The 20,744-nt window shown below is 61.3% G+C and carries 17 protein-coding genes; 12 read left to right on the forward strand and 5 right to left on the reverse strand.

Translation table 11 applies throughout. The features are described 5' to 3' along the window. The first annotated feature begins 118 nt into the window (after positions 1-118). Entirely contained in the window at positions 119-550 is a 432-nt protein-coding gene (locus tag FIV38_RS03810) for a hypothetical protein (RefSeq protein WP_092230938.1), read from the forward strand. A 71-nt stretch (positions 551-621) separates the two neighbouring features. Here the strand turns inward: FIV38_RS03810 and FIV38_RS03815 are convergent, their stop codons facing one another. Beyond that, positions 622-2,799 carry a malate synthase G gene (locus tag FIV38_RS03815; RefSeq protein ID WP_092230935.1) on the reverse strand — a complete coding sequence of 726 codons (2,178 nt, stop codon included), beginning with the start codon at positions 2,797-2,799 and terminating at the stop codon, positions 622-624. A 431-nt stretch (positions 2,800-3,230) separates the two neighbouring features. Between FIV38_RS03815 and FIV38_RS03820 the strand changes: the two genes are divergently transcribed. Further along, complete coding sequence (locus FIV38_RS03820) at positions 3,231-3,749, forward strand: glycine cleavage system transcriptional repressor (RefSeq protein ID WP_070994490.1); 519 nt, start codon at positions 3,231-3,233, stop codon at positions 3,747-3,749. A 222-nt stretch (positions 3,750-3,971) separates the two neighbouring features. Here the strand turns inward: FIV38_RS03820 and rarD are convergent, their stop codons facing one another. The 4 genes from rarD to FIV38_RS03840 all read right to left on the reverse strand — a co-directional run bounded on the left by rarD (position 3,972) and on the right by FIV38_RS03840 (position 8,016). Further along, positions 3,972-4,856 carry an EamA family transporter RarD gene (gene rarD, locus FIV38_RS03825; RefSeq protein ID WP_029296920.1) on the reverse strand — a complete coding sequence of 295 codons (885 nt, stop codon included), beginning with the start codon at positions 4,854-4,856 and terminating at the stop codon, positions 3,972-3,974. A gap of 207 nt (positions 4,857-5,063) precedes the next feature. Further along, complete coding sequence (locus FIV38_RS03830) at positions 5,064-6,038, reverse strand: serine/threonine protein kinase (protein ID WP_029296919.1); 975 nt, start codon at positions 6,036-6,038, stop codon at positions 5,064-5,066. A 410-nt stretch (positions 6,039-6,448) separates the two neighbouring features. After that, a complete protein-coding gene (locus tag FIV38_RS03835) occupies positions 6,449-7,213 on the reverse strand; it encodes a TOBE domain-containing protein (protein ID WP_092230934.1) in 765 nt (254 codons plus the stop codon). 65 nt (positions 7,214-7,278) lie between these two features. Beyond that, positions 7,279-8,016 (reverse strand): ComF family protein, encoded by a 738-nt coding sequence (locus tag FIV38_RS03840; RefSeq protein WP_092230931.1) that lies wholly within the window; start codon positions 8,014-8,016, stop codon positions 7,279-7,281. A 92-nt stretch (positions 8,017-8,108) separates the two neighbouring features. Between FIV38_RS03840 and bioB the strand changes: the two genes are divergently transcribed. The 10 genes from bioB (at position 8,109) to FIV38_RS03890 (ending at position 20,563) form a co-directional block, all read left to right on the forward strand. Continuing rightward, on the forward strand, positions 8,109-9,164 hold the full coding sequence (gene bioB / locus FIV38_RS03845; protein WP_029296913.1) for a biotin synthase BioB: 1,056 nt from the start codon (positions 8,109-8,111) through the stop codon (positions 9,162-9,164). Between the two features lie 145 nt (positions 9,165-9,309). Next, positions 9,310-10,488: an 8-amino-7-oxononanoate synthase gene (gene bioF / locus FIV38_RS03850; protein WP_092230928.1), complete on the forward strand. Its 1,179-nt coding sequence runs from the start codon at positions 9,310-9,312 to the stop codon at positions 10,486-10,488. Further along, positions 10,481-11,212, forward strand: coding sequence for an alpha/beta fold hydrolase (locus tag FIV38_RS03855; RefSeq protein ID WP_029296909.1), 732 nt, complete (start codon positions 10,481-10,483; stop codon positions 11,210-11,212). The genes bioF and FIV38_RS03855 overlap by 8 nt, the downstream gene beginning before the upstream one ends. Beyond that, positions 11,205-12,017 carry a malonyl-ACP O-methyltransferase BioC gene (gene bioC / locus FIV38_RS03860; RefSeq protein ID WP_092230926.1) on the forward strand — a complete coding sequence of 271 codons (813 nt, stop codon included), beginning with the start codon at positions 11,205-11,207 and terminating at the stop codon, positions 12,015-12,017. The genes FIV38_RS03855 and bioC overlap by 8 nt, the downstream gene beginning before the upstream one ends. Beyond that, positions 12,014-12,694 carry a dethiobiotin synthase gene (bioD, locus tag FIV38_RS03865; RefSeq protein ID WP_029296906.1) on the forward strand — a complete coding sequence of 227 codons (681 nt, stop codon included), beginning with the start codon at positions 12,014-12,016 and terminating at the stop codon, positions 12,692-12,694. The genes bioC and bioD overlap by 4 nt, the downstream gene beginning before the upstream one ends. A gap of 107 nt (positions 12,695-12,801) precedes the next feature. Next, entirely contained in the window at positions 12,802-13,083 is a 282-nt protein-coding gene (locus FIV38_RS03870; protein ID WP_029296904.1) for a hypothetical protein, read from the forward strand. A gap of 387 nt (positions 13,084-13,470) precedes the next feature. Then, positions 13,471-15,276, forward strand: a complete 1,806-nt coding sequence (locus FIV38_RS03875) for a phenylacyl-CoA dehydrogenase (protein ID WP_029296902.1) — start codon at positions 13,471-13,473, stop codon at positions 15,274-15,276. Between the two features lie 206 nt (positions 15,277-15,482). Next, entirely contained in the window at positions 15,483-16,775 is a 1,293-nt protein-coding gene (locus FIV38_RS03880) for a GGDEF domain-containing protein (protein ID WP_092230923.1), read from the forward strand. Positions 16,776-16,865: 90 nt separating this feature from the next. After that, positions 16,866-18,650: an acyl-CoA dehydrogenase C-terminal domain-containing protein gene (locus tag FIV38_RS03885; RefSeq protein WP_092230920.1), complete on the forward strand. Its 1,785-nt coding sequence runs from the start codon at positions 16,866-16,868 to the stop codon at positions 18,648-18,650. A 134-nt stretch (positions 18,651-18,784) separates the two neighbouring features. Next, positions 18,785-20,563, forward strand: a complete 1,779-nt coding sequence (locus tag FIV38_RS03890) for an acyl-CoA dehydrogenase C-terminal domain-containing protein (protein ID WP_092230911.1) — start codon at positions 18,785-18,787, stop codon at positions 20,561-20,563. The last annotated feature ends 181 nt before the right edge of the window (positions 20,564-20,744 follow it).

Here is a 20,744-nt window from a genome sequence, read left to right on the forward strand (position 1 = left end):
CCACTCATCGAAACTGTCAATTCTGACAGTAGAACTCATGGTGCTGAAATTGTTTAGTGCTCTGAAAGCACTGGAACGCAAGTTCCGTGCTTCATAGACCACTGAACAGGAGCTCATCATGAACGTTAAAAAAATGTCTATCGACGATGCTGAACTAGAAGAAGCCAGGGGCAAGGCTGAAGAGGGGCAAGCCTATATTTTGGTCATTGAGAACAATTCTGCTCGTCTTTTCGTGGCGGATGAGGTGTTTGGATATTTGTCTTGGACAGCGATACTGGGGCCGGAGCCCGAGCGTATTGACCTGCGTTATGGGAGTGACTTACAGACGGGCTTTCATACTTTCGATGCCGTGGATTTAAGGCCTTGGTACCGTGCGCCCGACGGCGAACTTTACACTTCCGCTTTAGAAGGTAAGGTTTTTATCAATGTCACTGGGCCAGGGTCTGGCACTGAGTTTGAACATACTGGCGTACTGCTGAACGTACGTTTCGAGAAGAGTGATGGCTCTCCTATTGTGCTCAATGGCACGTTCAATAACTCGTTCACCTGATGTTTTTGTTATTGGAGCCACGTATTAAAAAGCCCTGATCTTTCGATCAGGGCTTTTTTACGTGCGGTTACTCAAAGACCATTCTTGGCCTTGAACTCCCTCCGCCGACGATGCAACACCGGCTCGGTATAACCGTTGGGTTGCTTGGTCCCTTCAATCACCAACTCCACCGCTGCCTGGAACGCGATATTGCTGTCGAAGTCCGGGGCCAAGGGACGGTACAGCGCGTCCCCGGCGTTCTGCCGATCCACCACTGGCGCCATGCGCTTGAGGCTTTCCATGACCTGGGCTTCGCTGACCACGCCATGGCGCAGCCAGTTGGCGATGTGCTGGCTGGAGATACGCAGGGTGGCGCGGTCTTCCATCAGGCCCACATCGTTGATATCCGGCACTTTCGAGCAACCCACGCCCTGGTCGATCCAGCGCACCACGTAGCCGAGGATGCCCTGGGCGTTGTTGTCCAGCTCGTTGCGGATTTCTTCCTCGGACCAGTCGGTGTTCTGGGCCAGGGGAATAGTCAGGATGTCGTCCACCGAAGCGCGTTCGCGCTTGGCCAGTTCGGCCTGGCGGGCAAATACGTCGACCTTGTGGTAATGCAGCGCGTGCAGGGCGGCAGCCGTCGGCGACGGTACCCACGCGGTGTTGGCGCCGGCCAGCGGGTGAGCGATTTTCTGCTCGAGCATGGCGGCCATCAAGTCGGGCATTGCCCACATGCCTTTACCGATTTGCGCACGACCTTGCAGGCCAGTGCTCAAGCCGATATCAACGTTCCAGTTCTCATAGGCGCCGATCCATTTTTCCGCCTTCATCGCCGCCTTGCGCACCATCGCGCCGGCTTCCATGGAGGTGTGGATTTCGTCGCCGGTGCGGTCGAGGAAGCCGGTGTTGATAAACACCACGCGCTCGCTGGCAGCCTTGATACAGGCCTTGAGGTTGACCGTGGTGCGGCGCTCCTCGTCCATGATGCCGACCTTGAGGGTGTTGCGCGGCAGGTTCAGCACCTCTTCGATGCGCCCGAACAGTTCGTTGGTGAACGCGGCTTCTTCGGGGCCGTGCATCTTCGGTTTAACGATGTACACGGAGCCGGTGCGGCTGTTCTTGCGGCTGTTGTTGCCATTGAGGCTGTGGACCGCTGCCAGGCTGGTGATCAGGCCGTCGAGGATGCCTTCTGGCACTTCATTGCCCTGGGCATCGAGGATGGCGTCGATGGTCATCAGGTGGCCAACGTTGCGCACGAACAGCAGCGAGCGACCATGCAGGGTCACCGCATTGCCGTCGACACCGGTGTAGGTGCGGTCGGCGTTCATGGTGCGGGTAAAGGTCTTGCCGCCCTTGGCCACTTCTTCGGCCAGGTCGCCCTTCATCAGGCCGAGCCAGTTGCGGTAGATCACCACTTTGTCGTCGGCATCGACGGCGGCGACGGAGTCTTCGCAGTCCATGATGGTGGTCAGCGCGGCTTCCATCAGGATGTCTTTGATGCCGGCGGCGTCGGTCTGGCCGACCGGGGTGCTGGCGTCGACCTGGATTTCGAAGTGCAGGCCGTTGTGCTTGAACAAGATGGCGATTGGCTGGGCGGCATCGCCCTGGTAGCCGATCAACTGAGCATCGCTGCGCAGGCCGCTGTTACTGCCACCCTTGAGGCTGACCACCAACTTGCCGTCGACGATCTTGTAGCCGGTGGAATCGACATGGCTGCCGGCGGTGAGCGGTGCGGCTTCGTCGAGGAAGGCGCGGGCGAAGGCGATGACCTTGTCACCGCGCACCTTGTTGTAGCCCTGGCCTTTCTCGGCGCCGTCGGCTTCGCTGATGGCGTCGGTGCCATACAGCGCGTCGTACAGCGAGCCCCAACGGGCGTTGGAGGCGTTGAGGGCGAACCGCGCATTCATCACCGGCACCACCAACTGCGGGCCGGCCATGCGGGCGATTTCGTCATCGACGTTTTGTGTGGTCGCCTGGAAATCCGCCGCTTCTGGCAGCAGGTAGCCAATGTCTTGCAGGAAGGCTTTGTAGGCCACTGCGTCGTGGGCCTTGCCGGCGTGGGTCTGGTGCCAGGCATCGATCCGCGCTTGGAAATCGTCGCGTTTGGCGAGTAGGGCTTTGTTCTTCGGTGCCAGGTCGTGGATGACCTTGTCGGCGCCGGCCCAGAACTGGTCGGCGGTCAGGCCGGTACCGGGAATGGCTTCGTTGTTCACGAAGTCGAACAGGACTTTGGCGACCTGCAGGCCACCGACTTGAACGTGTTCAGTCATTGCTTGCCTCACTCTGCGGAGCTAATTCGCTTTTCAGCTTTTCAATTTACCAATGAAGCCTCTGGCCATTTAAACCACAAACCCAAGGCACCAGTACATGCCATGAACGGCGGCTGGGTGGTTCCAATCAACGGCGCAAGGCTTGCTGACGGGCTGTTCGGGGTTCTGACGGCGCCTGGGCAGACATCGACCTAACGTTATGTAGTGCGCGCCGAGGCATACTACATGATGAGTTGCGGTTGTGAAAATTAGACTAAATACGTCGTTTAGCGACCCACTTTGGTTGTACGGTCACAGCGGGGAATGGGATGTTCTCAAAAAACCAATGGATTGTTCCAGATAAATATAAAAATGGTACACGATTTGTTTTGCGGCTCGCTCCTACAGGCAGGTGCCTATAATCGAGTATTCATCACCAGAGGACTGTTGCCATGGACCATCTCGTACTCACCGTCATCGCCGCCGACAAACCCGGCGTGGTCGAGCGTGTAGCCCACTGCATTGCCGAGCGCGGTGGCAACTGGCTGGAAAGTCGCATGGCCCATATGGCCGGGCAATTTGCCGGGATCCTGCGGGTCAGTGTGCCAATGGAAAACCGCAGTGAGCTGGTCAGTGCCCTGGAGGACCTGTCCACCCATGGCATTCGTGTGCTGGTCGGTGAAAGCAGCGGCGCGCAGGCATCGGCAAGCAAGCCGATCCTGATGACCCTGGTGGGCAATGACCGGCCAGGTATCGTGCGCGAAATCACCGCGCTGTTGAGCAAGCAAGGGGTGAACCTGGAGCGCCTGAGTACCGACGTGCGCCCGGCGCCCATGAGCAGCGACCCGTTGTTTCACGCCGAGGCCGCGCTGGCGGTGCCTTCCACCCTGGCGCTGGACACGTTGCAGGCTGCCTTGGAAACCCTGGCCGATGATCTGATGGTGGAGTTGCAGCTGCGCAGCGAGGAATAACCGTCCACAGGGTTGTTCATGGAAATCTTGCATGGGCTTGTGGATAAGCTGTAGAGACTCGGCGCCAGGCCGCGCCGGCCGTGGCTTGCGGAGTGTTGAGCAAAAAACGAGCAATTTCAAAGGCTTGTGCACAAACGCCGGGGATCAGGTTGTGGATAACCTTGGGGTGAAACCCTGCAAGCCAAGCCGGCTGTGGCTTGCAAGGGTTTGTACATTATTTGATCAGCGTTTGCGCAGGCTCAGCCATGCGTCGATGCTGTAGACCGCAAGCCCCGCCCAGATAAATACGAACGCGACCAGGCTGGCGGGGCTCATGTGTTCGTCGAACAGCAGCACCGCCTGCAGCAGGACCAGGGTTGGCGCCAAGTACTGCAGGAAACCGAGCGTGGTGTACGGCAAGTGCCGCGCGGCGGCGTTGAAACACACCAGCGGGATCAATGTCACCGGGCCTGCGGCCACCAGCCACCAGGCTTCGGATGTGCTCCAGAACGCCATATTGGCGCTATGGGCGGTGGGGTTGAGCAGCAGCCACGCCAGGGCAATCGGCACCAGCATCCAGGTTTCCACCACCAGGCCCGGCAATGCCTTGACCGGCGCCTGCTTGCGGATCAAACCGTAGAAACCAAAGGTCAACGCCAGCACCAGCGACACCCACGGCAAACTCCCCACCTGCCATACCTGTTGCGCCACACCCACGGCGGCCAGCCCGACGGCGACCCATTGCAGGCGCCGCAGGCGTTCACCGAGCAGCAGCATGCCCAGCAGCACGTTGACCAGCGGGTTGATGTAGTAACCCAGGCTGGCTTCGAGCATGCGCCCACTGTTGACCGACCATACATAGGTCAGCCAGTTGCCTGCGATCAACGAGCCGCTCAACGCCAGGATCGCCAGGCGCTTGGGGTTGTCCCGCAGTTCGCGCCACCAGCCGGGGTGTTTCCACACCAGCAACAGCAAACCGCCGAACAGCGCCGACCACAGCACGCGGTGGACGATGATTTCGGCGGCCGGCACGCTGGCGATGGCTTTGAAGTAGAGCGGGAACAGGCCCCAGATGACGTAGGCACTCAGGCCCAGGATATACCCGCGACGCGGGTTGGCGGCTTGCATGCAGAATCCTTGCATAGGCAGCTAACAAAGCCGTGATTGTAAGGAAGTTTGTCTATCGATGGGTCGGCTTTTTGTAGGAGCGCGCTTGCTCGCGAAAAACCTGAGGGCGCCGCTGGGTGTCAGGTTTCCCGCGTTATCGCTAACGACCTTCGTCGGCACGCCGCCCGGAAACAAGCTCGCTCCTACATGATGAGCGAGCGTGATTTCCTAGAACAATTTCAGGGGTTCTTCGTTGAGCGCAGACAATTGTTCGCGCAGCGCCAGCACCTGGTCGCCCCAATACCGCTCGCTGCCAAACCACGGGAAGCTGTGGGGGAATGCCGGATCATCCCAGCGCCGTGCCAGCCAGGCGCTGTAGTGCATCAGGCGCAGGGCGCGCAGAGGCTCGATCAGCGCCAGTTCGCGAGGATCGAAATCGTGGAATTCCTGGTAGCCGTCCATCAACTCCGACAACTGCCCCAGGCATTCCTGGCGATCGCCGGCGAGCATCATCCATAAATCCTGGACCGCCGGGCCCATGCGGCAGTCGTCGAGGTCGACGATATGGAACATCTCATCGCGACACATCATGTTGCCGGGGTGGCAGTCGCCATGCATGCGGATGTTCTTGTGCGGCGTGGCGCTGTACACATCCTCCACGCGCTTGAGCAAGTCACGGGCCACGGATTCGTAGGCAGGCAGCAGGCTCTTGGGAATGAAGTTGCCTTCGAGCAACGTGTTCAGGGAGTCATGACCGAAGTTCTTCACCCCCAGGGCTTCACGGTGTTCGAAGGGGCGGGTGGCGCCCACCGCATGCAAGCGCCCGAGCAACTGCCCAAGGCGGTACAACTGATCGAGATTGCCCGGCTCCGGCGCCCGGCCACCACGGCGAGGGAACAGGGTGAAACGAAAGCCCGCGTGTTCGAACAGGCTTTCGCCGTTATGGATCATCGGGGCGACCACAGGCACTTCGCATTCGGCCAGTTCGAAGGTGAAGCGGTGTTCTTCAAGGATCGCTTCGTTGGTCCAGCGCTGGGGTCGGTAGAACTTGGCGATCAGCGGCTCGCAGTCTTCGATGCCGACTTGATACACCCGGTTTTCGTAGCTGTTGAGCGCCAAAACGCGGGCGTCGCTGAGAAAACCGATGCTTTCGACAGCGTCGAGAACCAGGTCGGGGGTCAATGTTTCAAACGGGTGGGCCATGCGAACTCCTGCGCGCAGCAGGTCGCCGCGTCCGGCCGGGTATGGTAGCGCACCGGGCTGGAGATAGGTGGTGTGTGTACTATCGCCTTCGCGAGCAAGCCCGCTCCCACACTTGGCCGGTGTACACAGAAACACTGTGGGCTTGCCCGCGATGAGCATAGGTATCTACACAACTTTGCCGCAACGCCTAGATTCAGGCAGATAGCGCAGTTGTGGCGAGCGGGCTTGCCCCGCGCTGGGCTGCGAAGCAGCCCCAACAAGCCCGCCGCGTTTCTTCAGATAAACCGCGATAGGCGGGTTTAGGGCTGCTTCGCAGCCCAGCGCGGGGCAAGCCCGCTCGCCACGGGGGAGTTCATTAGTTTGTGAAAGTTGTGTAGATACTTATGCCGCGATGAGGCCCTGAAGATCACCTAAACCGGCGTGCCCAGCAGCACATTGCTCGGCGCAAACTGCACCTGAACCTGCGTGCCTTCACTTGCTGCCAGCGCCTTGAGCTGCTCGGGCGCCGCCAATGCACACAGCACCAGGCCATTGGGCAAGGTGATGCGCACCTCACTGGGGCCGTCATCGGCATCAAGCATGGCCTCGATCACGCCGCCCATGCAGTTGAATCCAGGCGTCGGCGCTTGGTCAGCGGCGATCAGCTCCAGCCAGCCGGCCTTGATCAGCGCGACCACTTCAGTGCCGATTTCCAGTTCCAGGCGCAGGGTGCTGTCATGGGTGATTTGCGCATCGAGGGTCAAGCCACCGGCCAGCTCCAGGCGCACTCGATCATTGCGGCCATGGCTGTCGATGGCGATCACTTGGCCATGCAGTTGGTTACGCGCACTGGTGCGCAGCATCAGGCGGCCCAGCAGGTTGAAATCGCTGGCGTCTTCGGCAGCCTCCAGGACCTGGGCCTGCACGGTCTGCAGGCGCTGATACAGGCGCAATACCCGCTCACCTTCGGCCGAGAGCCGCGCGCCGCCGCCGCCCTTGCCGCCGACGCTGCGTTCAACCAGGGGCTTTTGCGCCAGGTTGTTCAGTTCATCGATGGCATCCCACGCGGCCTTGTAGCTCAAACCGGCGCTTTTCGCGGCACGGGTGATGGAGCCCTGCTCGGCGATATGTTGCAGCAAGGCGATACGCTGGGGGCGACGAACGATATGTTGGCTCAACAGAGACGGTAAAGGCATGGCGAACGGCTGCACACTGGCTTGGGATACGCGGGACGTTGCGGGCAGGCGTCGCCGGAGTCAAGTCATGTGCCGGGCTTGGGTGTGCGCGCCAGGCAATACACATCGACCTGGCGCGCGCCGGCGTGTAGCAGCAGGCGGGCCAGGCTGTGGGCGGTGGCGCCGGTGGTCAGCACATCGTCCACCAGCGCCAGGTGCTGGCCCTGTACCTGCGCGCCTGGGGCCAGGGCAAAGGCCTTGAGCAGGTTGCGCTGGCGCTGCCTGGCGTCCAGTTGCTGTTGGGCGATGGTGTCCTGGGGGCGCAGCAGCAGTTGTTCATCCACAGGCAGGTCGAGGTCCCGGCCCAGCCAGCGGGCGAGCATGGTGGCCTGGTTGTAGCCGCGCTGGCGCAGGCGTTTGGCGGCCATCGGCACAGGAAGCAGGCGGTCGGGGCGTGCCAGTTCGGCGTTGTCGAAGCGGTCTTGCAGGCATTGCCCCAGCAGGCTTGCCAGCAGATGCCCCAGGGGCCATTTGCCCTGATGTTTGAAGCGGCTGATCAGGCTGTCCAGCGGAAAGCCATAGGTCCAGGGCGCCACGACTTGCTGGAATGCCGGGGGTGAGTGCAGGCATTGGCCGCAGGTCAGGCCGCTGACGGGTAAGGGCAGGGCGCACACCTGGCAGCAATCCGTCAGCCACGGCAGGTCGATTTCGCAGGCATTGCATAGCGTAGCGGGGGAGTCCGTGGCTTCATCGCAGAGCAAACAGGTCTGGTTGCTTTTTAACCAGATGTAAACCTCGTGTTTGTAGTCAGGTTGACAGTGCATGAATCTTCCTTAAATATGCCGAGCATCCGTGTCGTGCCTGTGGGTATTGCCCTTCCCACAGCGCTTGCCCAAGCATAAACAAGGAATCGCCCATGAGCGCCAGCCTCACTGCCACCTTGCGTCACGACTGGTCTTTGGCCGAAGTCAAAGCCCTGTTCGTCCAGCCGTTCAATGACCTGCTGTTCCAGGCGCAGACCGTGCACCGCGCGCATTTCGATGCCAATCGAGTGCAGGTTTCGACCTTGCTGTCGATCAAGACCGGTGCCTGCCCAGAAGATTGCAAATATTGTCCGCAGTCGGGCCACTACAACACCGGCCTGGAAAAAGAAAAGCTGATGGAAGTGCAGAAAGTCCTCGAAGAGGCGGCACGTGCCAAGGCCATCGGTTCGACCCGCTTCTGCATGGGCGCCGCCTGGAAGCACCCATCGGCCAAAGACATGCCCTATGTGTTGCAGATGGTCAAAGGCGTCAAGGCCATGGGCCTGGAAACCTGCATGACCCTGGGGCGTCTGGACCAGGACCAAACCGAGGCCCTGGCCCAGGCCGGCCTGGACTACTACAACCACAACCTGGATACGTCGCCGGAGTTCTACGGCTCGATCATCACCACTCGCACCTACAGCGAACGCCTGCAAACCCTGGCGTATGTACGTGATTCGGGGATGAAGATCTGCTCGGGCGGTATCCTCGGCATGGGCGAATCCCTCGACGACCGCGCCAACCTGCTGATCCAGCTGGCCAACCTGCCGGAGCATCCGGAATCGGTGCCGATCAACATGCTGGTGAAGGTGGCCGGTACGCCCCTGGAGAATGCCGAGGATATCGACCCGTTCGACTTTATCCGCATGCTCGCCGTGGCGCGCATCCTGATGCCGCAATCCCATGTGCGGCTGTCCGCCGGCCGTGAAGCGATGAACGAGCAGATGCAGGCTTTGGCGTTCTTTGCCGGTGCCAACTCGATTTTCTACGGCGACAAGTTGCTGACCACCGCCAACCCGCAGGCCGACAAGGACATGCAGTTGTTCTCACGGCTGGGCATCCTGCCGGAAGCTCGTGAAGAGCACGCCGATGAAGTGCACCAGGCGGCGATTGAGCAGGCGTTGGTCGAGCAGAAAAGCAGCGAGCAGTTCTACAACGCTGTCGTCTGATTGAAATGCCATCCAAATGTGGGAGCGGGCTTGCCCGCGATCAGGGAGGGTCAGTCAAGACATTAGCTGACTGACACACCGTAATCGCGGGCAAGCCCGCTCCCACATTTTTGATCGAGTTCAATCCCTTGAATATGAGGCCAGCATGTCTTTTGATCTCGCCGCGCGCCTCGCTGCCCGCCGTACAGAACACCTCTATCGCCAGCGCCCGCTGCTGCAAAGTCCCCAGGGCCCGCAGGTGGTGGTGGACGGCCAGCCGTTGTTGGCCTTTTGCAATAACGACTACCTGGGCCTGGCCAATCACCCGCAAGTGATTGAAGCCTGGCAGGCCGGTGCTGCCCGTTGGGGCGTGGGCGGAGGGGCCTCGCACTTGGTCGTCGGCCACAGCACGCCACACCATGAGTTGGAAGAGGCGCTGGCCGAGTTCACCGGGCGCCCGCGTGCGCTGTTGTTCACCACCGGTTATATGGCCAACCTCGGTACCGTCACCGCCTTGGTGGGGCAGGGCGATACGGTACTCGAAGACCGGCTCAACCACGCGTCCCTGCTGGATGCAGGCTTACTGTCCGGCGCGCGGTTCAATCGCTATCTGCATAACGATGCGGTCAGCCTGGCCAAGCGCCTGGAAAGAGCCTGCGGCAATACCCTGGTAGTCACTGACGGCGTGTTCAGCATGGACGGCGACCTTGCGGACCTACCGGCCCTGGCCCGCGAAACCCGGGCCAAGGGCGCCTGGCTGATGGTGGATGATGCCCATGGCTTCGGGCCGTTGGGCGCCACGGGCGGCGGGATCGTCGAGCATTTTGGCCTGAGCCAGGAGGATGTGCCGGTGTTGGTCGGCACCCTGGGCAAAGCCTTCGGGACCGCCGGGGCGTTCGTTGCTGGCAGCGAGGAGTTGATCGAAAGCCTGATCCAATTCGCCCGCCCGTATATCTACACCACCAGCCAACCGCCGGCGCTGGCCTGCGCCACCCTCAAAAGCCTGGAACTGCTGCGCAGCGAGCACTGGCGGCGTGAGCATTTGCACTCGCTGATCCGCCAGTTCCGCCAGGGTGCCGAGCAGATCGGCCTGGTGTTGATGGACAGCTTTACCCCGATCCAGCCAATCATGATTGGCGACAGTGCGCGCGCGGTGCGCCTGTCGCAGATGCTGCGCGAGCGCGGCATCATGGTCACGGCCATCCGCCCGCCTACCGTGCCGGCCGGCAGTGCCCGTTTGCGTGTGACCTTGACGGCCGCCCACACTGAGGCGCAGGTGCGACTATTGTTAGACGCATTGGAAGAGTGTTTCCGCTTGTCAGACCCGGAGTCCGACCATGCGTGATCGACTGATACTGCTCCCCGGCTGGGGGCTGGGTGTGTCGCCACTGGAGCCCTTGGCCGCCGCCTTGCGTGGTCTGGATGAGCGCTTGCGGGTGGATATCGAACCGTTGCCGGTGCTCACCAGCAGCGACCCTGATGAATGGCTCGACGAGCTCGATGCCACGTTGCCAGACAACGCCTGGCTGGGCGGTTGGTCCCTGGGCGGAATGCTCGCATCCGAGTTGGCGGCACGGCGCGGCGATCGCTGCTGCGGCTTGCTGACCTTGGCCAGTAACCCCTGTTTTGTGGCGCACGAGGGCTGGCCCAGCGCAATGCCGGCCGAGACGTTCGACGCGTTCCTGGCGGGTTGCCACGCCGATTCGCAAGTCACCCTCAAGCGCTTTGGCCTGTTGTGCGCCAAGGGGACGCAAGACCCACGGGGCATCGCGCGCTTGCTGGTCAGCAGCGCGCCGGCTACGGCGTCCAGTGCGCTGATGAGCGGCCTGGAGCTGCTTGCACAACTGGACACCCGCGAGGCCCTGCAGGCCTTTCGTGGCCCGCAGTTGCACGTGTTCGCCGGCCTGGATGAGTTGGTGCCCTGCGAGGCCGGCACTGAGCTGCTGAAGTTATTGCCTGATGTTGAGGTCGGTCTGATTGAGCAGGCCGGACACGCTTTCCTACTGGACAACCCCCATGGAGTGGCGGCGGCGATCCAGGCTTTTTTGCATGAGTGCGGCGATGACTGATTTGTCCCATCCTCCACTGCCGGGTGCCTTGCCCGACAAACGCCAGGTGGCGGCGTCGTTTTCCAGGGCGGCGGCCAGTTATGACAGCGTTGCCGCGTTGCAGCGTGACGTGGGCAGCGAGTTGCTTGGGCGCTTGCCATCGGCGTTGATGCCCCGGCGCTGGCTGGATCTGGGCTGCGGCACCGGATATTTCAGCCGCGCATTGAATAGCACGTTCCCGCAGGGCCAAGGCCTGGCGCTGGATATCGCCGAAGGGATGCTCAGCCACGCGCGGCCCTTGGGCGGTGCCGAGCACTTTATCGCCGGGGATGCCGAGCGTTTGCCGCTACAGGACGGTAGTTGCGGGCTGATCTTCTCCAGCCTGGCGGTGCAGTGGTGTGCTGACTTCCCGGCGGTACTCAGTGAGGCGCGACGGGTGTTGCAGCCCGGTGGCGTGCTGGCGTTTGCCAGCCTGTGCGTCGGCACCCTGGATGAGTTGCGCGACAGTTGGCGGGCGGCGGACGCAATGGTTCACGTCAACCGGTTCCGCCCGTTCAGCACGTACCAACAGCAGTGCGCGGCCAGTGGCTTGCGCGTGGTGAGCCTGGAGCAGCGCCCCCACGTGTTGCATTACCCGGATGTACGCAGCCTGACCCACGAATTGAAAGCTTTGGGGGCCCACAATCTCAACCCGGGGCGCCCTGGCGGCTTGACGGGCCGGGCGCGGATTGTTGCCTTGGTGCAGGCCTACGAGCAGTTGCGCCAGGCCCAGGGCCTGCCAGCCACCTATCAAGTCGTGTATGCCGTACTGGAGAAGCCCTTATGAGCGCTGCCTATTTCGTCACGGGCACCGACACCGATGTCGGCAAGACCACCGTCGCCGCAGGCCTGTTGCATGCGGCCCGACAGGCCGGCAAGAGCACCGCTGCCGGCAAGCCGGTGGCCTCGGGCTGCGAAGTGACCACACGGGGCTTGCGCAACGCCGATGCTCTGGCCTTGCTGGCGGAGTGTTCGTTGCCGCTGGCCTATGCCGAAGTCAATCCACTGGCCTTTGAACCCGCCATCGCGCCGCACCTGGCGGCCCGTGAAGCGGGTGTGGCGCTGACCGTGCAAGCCCTGCTCAAGCCGATGCAGCACATCCTCGACAAACACGCGGACTTCACGCTGATTGAAGGTGCCGGTGGCTGGCGCGTGCCGCTGGCTGATCAGGACAACCTGTCGGATTTGGCCAAGGCCTTGCAGTTACCGGTGATCCTGGTGGTGGGCGTGCGCCTGGGGTGTATCAATCATGCGCTGCTGAGCGCCGAAGCCATCGCCCGGGACGGTTTGCCGCTGGCGGGATGGGTGGCCAATATCATCGATCCGAAGACCTCCCGTCTGGAAGAAAACCTCGCCACCTTGGCCGAACGCCTGCCGGCGCCGTGCCTGGGCCGGGTACCACGGCTCAAGCAACCCACGGCCGAAGCGGTGGCCGAGTACCTGCAACTGGACTTGCTTGATTAGTTTTTCCTAGGGATAAGGCATTATGCCATTAGTGTTATTGACGGGCCTTTTGCCAGATTGTCTGCTTCAATAAGGATTCACGATTTATTGCAAGGCAGGTTTACGCCATGGAAATCTCTGGAAGCAGTGCGTTTTATTCAGGCCTGAGCACTATTCAGGCCGGGCAAAACCGCGTCGACCAGGCCGCCGGCAAAATCGCCAGTGCTGCCACCAGCCAGCCTTCGGATGCGCAGAATGACCGCTTGCAGGCGGTCAATCGCGGCCAGCCGACCAGCTCCGCGAGCAACATGGTGGAACTGGCTGAAGGCAAGCTCCAGGTTGAGCTGGGCGCGAAAGTCGCCAAGGCTTCCGACGAAATGCTCGGCACGTTGATCGATACCTACGCCTGATCCAGCGGGATCATTGTGGCGAGGGGGCTAGTCCCCCGTTGGGCTGCGCAGCAGCCCCAGAATCTGCCACCTCGGTGTATCTGATAAGTCTCGGTGTGTCTTATTGGGGCTGCTTTGCAGCCCAACGGGGGACAAGCCCCCTCGCCACGACAAGCCTCTAGCCACCCCGATTTCTTCAACATACCTATCTTCCAATCTTTGACCGGTCATGCGGCATCACGCTGCAGGCCTTGTTGCGCCTGGCGTTGACCTGTGTCATGACAAACGGCATCTGCGGGGCGCTTGACAAGGATTGGGCGTAAACGTATGTTTCAAACAACTGTTTGACCGCTACAACAAATCCACGCGGTTGTTCATTCCAGGATTCATCAGCAGAGGTTTATCGCTATGCCTGACTACAAGGCCCCCTTGCGTGATATTCGCTTCGTTCGTGACGAACTGCTCGGCTACGAAGCGCACTATCAGAGCCTGCCGGCTTGCCAGGACGCTACCCCAGACATGGTTGACGCCATTCTCGAAGAAGGCGCCAAGTTTTGTGAGCAAGTGCTGGCCCCGTTGAACCGCGTCGGTGACATCGAAGGGTGCACCTGGAGCGAGTCAGGCGTAAAAACCCCTACTGGTTTCAAAGAAGCCTACAAACAATTCGTCGAAGGTGGCTGGCCAAGCCTGGCCCACGACGTGGCGCACGGCGGCCAAGGCCTGCCGGAATCCCTGGGCCTGGCCGTCAGCGAGATGGTCGGTGAGGCCAACTGGTCGTGGGGCATGTACCCAGGCCTGTCCCATGGTGCGATGAACACCATTTCCGAGCACGGTACCCCCGAGCAGCAAGATGCCTACCTGACCAAACTGGTCTCGGGCGAGTGGACCGGCACCATGTGCCTGACCGAGCCGCACTGCGGCACCGACCTGGGCATGCTGCGCACCAAGGCCGAACCTCAGGCCGACGGTTCCTACAAAGTCTCCGGGACCAAGATCTTCATCTCGGCCGGTGAACACGACATGGCCGACAACATCGTCCACATCGTACTGGCCCGCCTGCCGGATGCTCCGGCTGGCACCAAAGGCATTTCGCTGTTTATCGTGCCTAAGTTCCTGCCCAACGCCGATGGTTCGGTGGGTGAGCGCAACGCGGTGTCCTGTGGCTCCCTGGAACACAAGATGGGTATCCACGGCAACGCCACCTGCGTGATGAACTTCGACGCGGCCACCGGTTACCTGATCGGCCCGGCGAACAAAGGCCTGAACTGCATGTTCACCTTTATGAACACCGCTCGCCTGGGTACCGCGCTGCAAGGCCTGTCCCATGCCGAGATCGGTTTCCAGGGGGGCTTGAAATATGCGCGTGACCGCCTGCAAATGCGTTCCCTGACTGGCCCGAAAGCACCGGACAAGGCCGCTGACCCGATCATCGTCCACCCGGACGTGCGTCGCATGCTGCTGACCATGAAAGCCTTCGCTGAAGGCAACCGTGCGATGGTGTACTTCACCGCCAAGCAAGTGGATATCGTCAAGTACGGTACCGACGACGAAGCCAAGAAACAGGCTGATGGCCTGCTGGCTTTCATGACCCCGATCGCCAAGGCGTTCATGACCGAAGTCGGGTTTGAATCTGCCAACCACGGCGTACAGATCTACGGCGGTCACGGCTTCATCGCCGAGTGGGGCATGGAGCAGAACGTTCGCGACAGCCGCATCTCGATGCTGTACGAAGGCACCACCGGCATCCAGGCGCTGGACCTGCTCGGCCGTAAAGTGCTGATGACCCAGGGCGAAGCGCTCAAGGGCTTCACCAAGATCGTGCACAAGTTCTGCCAGGCCAACGAAGGCAACGCAGCGGTCAGCGAGTTCGTCGCACCGTTGGCGGCACTGAACAAGGAATGGGGCGAGTTGACCATGAAGGTCGGCATGGCTGCCATGAAGGACCGTGAAGAAGTCGGTGCCGCCTCCGTGGACTACCTGATGTACTCCGGTTATGCCTGCCTGGCTTACTTCTGGGCCGACATGGCGCGCCTGGCTGCCGAAAAACTGGCTGCCGGCACCAGCGAAGAAGGCTTCTACACCGCCAAGCTGCAGACTGCGCGCTTCTACTTCCAGCGCATCCTGCCGCGTACCCGTACCCACGTAGCGACCATGCTGTCGGGTGCCAACAACCTGATGGACATGAAAGAAGAGAACTTCGACCTGGGCTACTAAGCCCCGGCGGGTTCACTGCCAGGCCGCCGCTCTTTCGGGAGCGGCGGCTTTTTTATAGGCGGGTGAAAAAACCTGAGTGGCGCGCTCAGGGATTGCCCGTTGCTGCCGTTACAGTGATGGCAATGTGATACAGGTCACATTGAGTGTGCTTAACTGTCAGCAGTGAAGGCACTGTGCCATCTTTTTTGTGGGTCGGAGCTTTACCCTTGTCGCGCGCGTCTGCTGTACGTTTCAGTCATTTCCTACCATCGTTGCTGTTATTGCTGGCGGGGTTGTCGGCTGCTTACGTCAAGGACCTCAACGTCTTCTTCACCTCGCTGTTCAACGTGCTGCCGACCCTGGTGTTGCTGCTGGGCGGTGCCTATTGCGCGGTGTACCGCCGCCAGCGCGAGCTGTTCCTGATGGTGACGGTGTACGTCGCTTACTTCCTCCTGGATACCCAGACCGATTTCTATCGCGACCATGGCCGCGTGCGCGAAGACGCTGCCGTGGTGTTTCATCTGGTATGCCTGCTGTTGCCGATGTTGTTCAGTATCTATGCCCTCTGGCAGGAGAAAACCCACCTGTTCCGCGACTTTGTCGCACGTTGCGCGGTGCTGCTTGCCGTGGGCAGCGTAGCCCTTGGCCTGGAGCAGAGTTACCCGGGACCGTTGCTCAACTGGTTGGCGGAGATTCGCTGGCCGGCGTTGCATGGCGCGTGGATGAGCTTGGTCCAACTGTCGTACCCGATGTTCCTGCTGGGTTTTGTCGCCCTGGCAGCCCAGTACTGGCGCGAGCCGCGGCCGTTGCATGCGGCGCAGTTGGTGGGGTTGCTGGGGATGTTCTGGATGTTGCCGCAGACCTTTATTCTGCCGTTCACCCTGAACATCATGTGCAGCCAGGTGATGTTGATGATCGCTGCAGGCGTGTCCCATGAGGCCTATCAAATGGCCTTTCGCGATGAGCTCACCGGCCTGCCGGGGCGTCGCGCCCTCAACGAGCGCATGCAGCGCCTGGGGCGCAACTATGTACTGGCGATGAGCGACGTCGACCACTTCAAGCGCTTCAACGACACCCACGGTCACGACGTCGGCGACCAGGTGCTGCGGTTGGTCGCCAGCAAACTGTCGAAAGTCAGCGGCGGTGGTCGGGCCTACCGGTATGGCGGCGAAGAATTTGCCGTAGTGTTCGCCGGCAAGACCCTGGATGAGTGCCTGCCGCACCTGGAAGCAATCCGCGAGGTCATTGCCAACTACCACATCAAGTTGCGCAACCAGGACAGTCGCCCCCAGGACGATCACCAGGGGCGTCAGCGCCGTTCGGGTGGCGGCGACTCCAGCGTGTCGGTGACCATCAGCATCGGCGTCGCCGAGCGCCAGATCGAGCAGCGCACCCCGGAAGAAGTGCTCAAGTCTGCTGACCAAGCGCTGTACAACGCCAAGGGTGCCGGGCGTAACTGTGTGGTGGCGGCCGGCCAGAACCGCCGTGGCGCGGTGCGCATGCAGGGCGCTGCCGGTTGAGTGATGGTGGTGTATTCAGCGCCTGTACAGTGATTGTCCGGGGGCACCTACGGCAGTAGGTTGCAGTCATCTGCCGCCGGAGACATCACCATGCCTGCCTATAAAGCTCCCCTGCGCGACATGCGCTTTCTGATTGATCACGTGTTTGATTTCCCTGCTCACTACGCGGCCCTGGGCGCCACCGAGGCCAGCCCGGACATGGTCAGCGCGATCCTCGAAGAAGGCGCCAGGTTCTGCGAAAACGTGCTGGCACCGTTGAATCGCCCGGGTGATGAAGAGGGCTGCCATTTTGATAATGGCGTGGTGACCACACCCAAAGGCTTCAAGGAAGCCTTTGCGCAATACGTCGAAGGCGGCTGGCACGGCCTGGCGGCGGATCCGGCCTACGGCGGCCAAGGCCTGCCGTCTTCCCTGGGGTTGGTGCTCAGCGAGATGATCGGCTCCAGCAACACTTCCTGGGGCATGTACCCCGGCCTGACCCACGGCGCCATGTCGGCGATCCACGCCCACGGCACTGCCGAGCAGAAAGACACCTACCTGACCAAACTCACCGCTGGCCAGTGGACGGGCACCATGTGCCTGACCGAAGCCCACTGCGGCACCGACCTTGGCATCATCAAGACCCGCGCCGTGCCCCAGGCCAACGGCAGCTATGCGGTAACCGGCAGCAAGATTTTCATCTCCGCCGGTGAACACGATATGAGCGAAAACATCATCCACCTGGTGCTGGCCAAGTTGCCGGACGCGCCGCCCGGCACCAAGGGCATTTCGCTGTTTATCGTGCCCAAGTTCCTCGCCGGTTCCGGCGCGCGCAATGGGGTCAGTTGCGGCTCCATCGAGCACAAGATGGGGATCAAGGCCTCGGCCACCTGCGTGCTGAACTTCGATGGTGCCGAGGGCTATCTGATCGGCGAGGCCAACAAGGGCCTGAACTGCATGTTCACCATGATGAACCATGCGCGCCTGGGCACGGGCATGCAGGGGCTGTGCCTGGGTGAAGCGAGCTTCCAGGGCGCGATCCAGTACGCCAACGACCGTCTGCAGATGCGCGCCCTGACCGGCGCCAAGGCCCCCGATAAGCCGGCAGATCCGATCATCGTGCATCCCGATGTGCGGCGCATGCTGCTGACCATGAAAGCCTTCAATGAAGGCAACCGCGCCCTGACTTATTTCACCGCGCAACTGCTGGACACCGCACACCTGAGCGACGACCCGCAGCAGCGCCAGCAGGCCGAAGACCTGTTGGCGTTCCTCACGCCGATCTGCAAAGCCTTTATGACCGAAACCGGGCTAGAGGTGACCAACCACGGCATGCAGGTGTTTGGCGGCCACGGTTTTATCCGCGAGTGGGGCATGGAACAGTTGGTGCGCGACTGCCGGATCGCGCCGATCTACGAAGGCACCAATGGGATCCAGGCCCTGGATTTGCTGGGGCGCAAGGTGTTGGGCAGCCAGGGCAAGTTGCTGCGCGGCTTTACCAAAATCGTGCATAAGTTTTGCGCGGCGAATGCCGAGCATCCACAACTCAAGGCCCAAGTCGCGCAGCTCAATGAGCTGAACCAACAATGGGGCGAGTTGACGACCAAAGTCGGCATGGCGGCGATGAAAAATCCCGATGAAGTCGGCGCGGCGGCCCTGGATTACTTGATGTACAGCGGTTACATCATCCATGCCTACCTGTGGCTGCGCATGGCGCTGGTGGCCCAGGCGCAGCTGGATGCAGGCCAAGGCGATGCGGACTACGCCCGTGGCAAGTTGGCGACTTGCGAGTTTTACTTCAAGCGTCTGTTGCCGCGCACCAGTGCACATCGGGCGGCGGTGGAGGCGGGCAGTGATTGCTTGATGAGCCTGCCTGCCGAGCTGTTCGCCTTGTAGGAATCGGTGGCGTGACTGTTAAATACCAGTTGGTCACAAGCAGACCCTATGTGTCACAAAAGTTGTTCGGTTACACTCCGGGTCTGTGAAACCGATCCTACCGAATCACTTTTAACGTTCCTACGAGGTTTGCCATGGCTGACTACAAAGCGCCGCTGCGCGATATGCGCTTCGTCCTCAACGAAGTATTCGAGGTTGCCAAGCTGTGGGCGCAATTGCCGGCCCTGGCCGAGACCGTCGACGCCCAAACCGTCGAGGCAATCCTTGAAGAGGCTGGCAAAGTCACCGCCAAGACCATCGCCCCGTTGAGCCGCAGCGGCGACGAGGAAGGTTGCCGCTGGGACAACGGCGTGGTCACCACGCCGGCCGGCTTTCCCGAAGCCTACAAGACCTATGCCGAAGGCGGCTGGGTGGGCGTAGGGGGCGACCCGGCCTACGGTGGCATGGGCATGCCCAAGGCCGTGTCGGCCCAGGTCGAAGAAATGATCAACTCCTCGGGCCTGGCGTTTGGCCTGTACCCCATGCTGACGTCCGGCGCTTGCGTGTCGATCAACACCCACGCCAGTGAAGAACTGAAAGCCACTTACCTGCCGAATATGTACGCGGGCGTGTGGGCCGGTTCCATGTGCCTGACCGAGCCCCATGCCGGCACCGATCTGGGGATTATTCGTACCAAGGCCGAGCCCCAGGCGGACGGTTCCTACAAGGTCAGCGGGACCAAGATCTTCATCACCGGTGGCGAACACGACCTCACCGAAAACATCATCCACCTGGTGCTGGCCAAGTTGCCGGACGCTCCGGCCGGTCCCAAGGGCATCTCGCTGTTCCTGGTGCCCAAGTTCATGGTCAATGCCGATGGCAGCCTGGGCGCACGCAACCCGGTGACCTGTGGTTCGATCGAACACAAGATGGGCATCCAGGCTTCCGCCACTTGTGTGATGAACTTCGACGACGCCGTTGGCTACCTGGTCGGCGAGCCGAACCGTGGCCTGGCGGCGATGTTCACCATGATGAACTACGAGCGCCTGGGCGTCGGCATCCAGGGCCTGGCGACCGGCGAGCGTTCTTACCAGAACGCTGTGGAATACGCGCGTGACCGCCTGCAAAGCCGTTCGCCGACTGGCCCCAAGGCCCAGGACAAGATCGCCGACCCGATCATCAACCACCCTGACGTGCGCCGCATGTTGCTGACCATGAAGGCGGCGAACGAAGGCGGCCGTGCGTTTTCCACTTATGTGGCGATGCAACTGGACACCGCCAAGTTCAGCGAAGACGCCGCGACCCGCAAGCGCGCGGATGACCTGGTGGCGCTGCTGACCCCGGTATCCAAGGCCTTCCTCACCGACCTGGGCCTGGAAACCACCGTGCACGGCCAGCAGATCTTCGGCGGCCATGGTTATATCCGTGAGTGGGGCCAGGAGCAGTTGGTGCGTGACGTGCGTATCACGCAGATCTACGAAGGCACCAACGGCATCCAGGCGCTGGACTTGATGGGGCGCAAGATCGTTGGCAGCGGCGGGGCGTTCTACACCCTGTTTGCCGATGAGATCCGCCACTTCATCGCCACGGCCAGCAGCGACCTGGCTGAGTTCACCCAGCCCCTGAGCGCCGCGGTGGACGAACTCGACACCTTGACTGCCTGGGTGCTGGATCGCGCCAAGACCAACCCGAATGAAATCGGCGCGGCCTCGGTGGAGTATCTGCATGCCTTCGGCTACATGGCCTATGCCTATATGTGGGCGTTGATGGCCAAGGCGGCTTTGGGCAAGGAGACTGAGGAAGACTTCTACGCCAGCAAACTGGGGACGGCGCGCTTCTACTTCGCTCGTCTGCTGCCGCGTATTCACTCCCTGAGTGCCTCCGTGAAGGCCGGCAGTGAATCGCTGTTCTTGCTGGACGAAGCGCAGTTCTAATCGGGGGAGGTCATGTAAGCATTCTCTTACATGACGTACTGCTAATCGTCCTCTATCGCCAGATTGGATCCACAGCTAATCTACTTCACATGGACGTCGCGCAGGAAGCGCAAAGCAACAACAGGGACACGTAGGATTCTGCCAGGGTGGCGGAGTGAAATGGATGTCAGGGAAACAGTCT

The organism is Pseudomonas proteolytica, from assembly GCF_007858275.1.
GTDB classification, from domain to species: Bacteria; Pseudomonadota; Gammaproteobacteria; order Pseudomonadales; family Pseudomonadaceae; genus Aquipseudomonas; species Aquipseudomonas proteolytica.

What these genes read in the sequence shown, in the direction of transcription:
- FIV38_RS03885 (WP_092230920.1), top strand. Translation starts at nt 16,866, where the DNA reads ATGCCTGCCTATAAAGCTCCCCTGCGCGACATGCGCTTTCTGATTGAT.
- FIV38_RS03815 (WP_092230935.1), bottom strand. Translation starts at nt 2,799, where the DNA reads ATGACTGAACACGTTCAAGTCGGTGGCCTGCAGGTCGCCAAAGTCCTG.
- bioF (WP_092230928.1), top strand. Translation starts at nt 9,310, where the DNA reads ATGTCTTTTGATCTCGCCGCGCGCCTCGCTGCCCGCCGTACAGAACAC.
- bioB (WP_029296913.1), top strand. Translation starts at nt 8,109, where the DNA reads ATGAGCGCCAGCCTCACTGCCACCTTGCGTCACGACTGGTCTTTGGCC.
- FIV38_RS03820 (WP_070994490.1), top strand. Translation starts at nt 3,231, where the DNA reads ATGGACCATCTCGTACTCACCGTCATCGCCGCCGACAAACCCGGCGTG.
- bioC (WP_092230926.1), top strand. Translation starts at nt 11,205, where the DNA reads ATGACTGATTTGTCCCATCCTCCACTGCCGGGTGCCTTGCCCGACAAA.
- FIV38_RS03810 (WP_092230938.1), top strand. Translation starts at nt 119, where the DNA reads ATGAACGTTAAAAAAATGTCTATCGACGATGCTGAACTAGAAGAAGCC.
- FIV38_RS03830 (WP_029296919.1), bottom strand. Translation starts at nt 6,038, where the DNA reads ATGGCCCACCCGTTTGAAACATTGACCCCCGACCTGGTTCTCGACGCT.
- FIV38_RS03840 (WP_092230931.1), bottom strand. Translation starts at nt 8,016, where the DNA reads ATGCACTGTCAACCTGACTACAAACACGAGGTTTACATCTGGTTAAAA.
- FIV38_RS03875 (WP_029296902.1), top strand. Translation starts at nt 13,471, where the DNA reads ATGCCTGACTACAAGGCCCCCTTGCGTGATATTCGCTTCGTTCGTGAC.
- FIV38_RS03890 (WP_092230911.1), top strand. Translation starts at nt 18,785, where the DNA reads ATGGCTGACTACAAAGCGCCGCTGCGCGATATGCGCTTCGTCCTCAAC.
- FIV38_RS03855 (WP_029296909.1), top strand. Translation starts at nt 10,481, where the DNA reads ATGCGTGATCGACTGATACTGCTCCCCGGCTGGGGGCTGGGTGTGTCG.
- FIV38_RS03870 (WP_029296904.1), top strand. Translation starts at nt 12,802, where the DNA reads ATGGAAATCTCTGGAAGCAGTGCGTTTTATTCAGGCCTGAGCACTATT.
- bioD (WP_029296906.1), top strand. Translation starts at nt 12,014, where the DNA reads ATGAGCGCTGCCTATTTCGTCACGGGCACCGACACCGATGTCGGCAAG.
- rarD (WP_029296920.1), bottom strand. Translation starts at nt 4,856, where the DNA reads ATGCAAGCCGCCAACCCGCGTCGCGGGTATATCCTGGGCCTGAGTGCC.
- FIV38_RS03835 (WP_092230934.1), bottom strand. Translation starts at nt 7,213, where the DNA reads ATGCCTTTACCGTCTCTGTTGAGCCAACATATCGTTCGTCGCCCCCAG.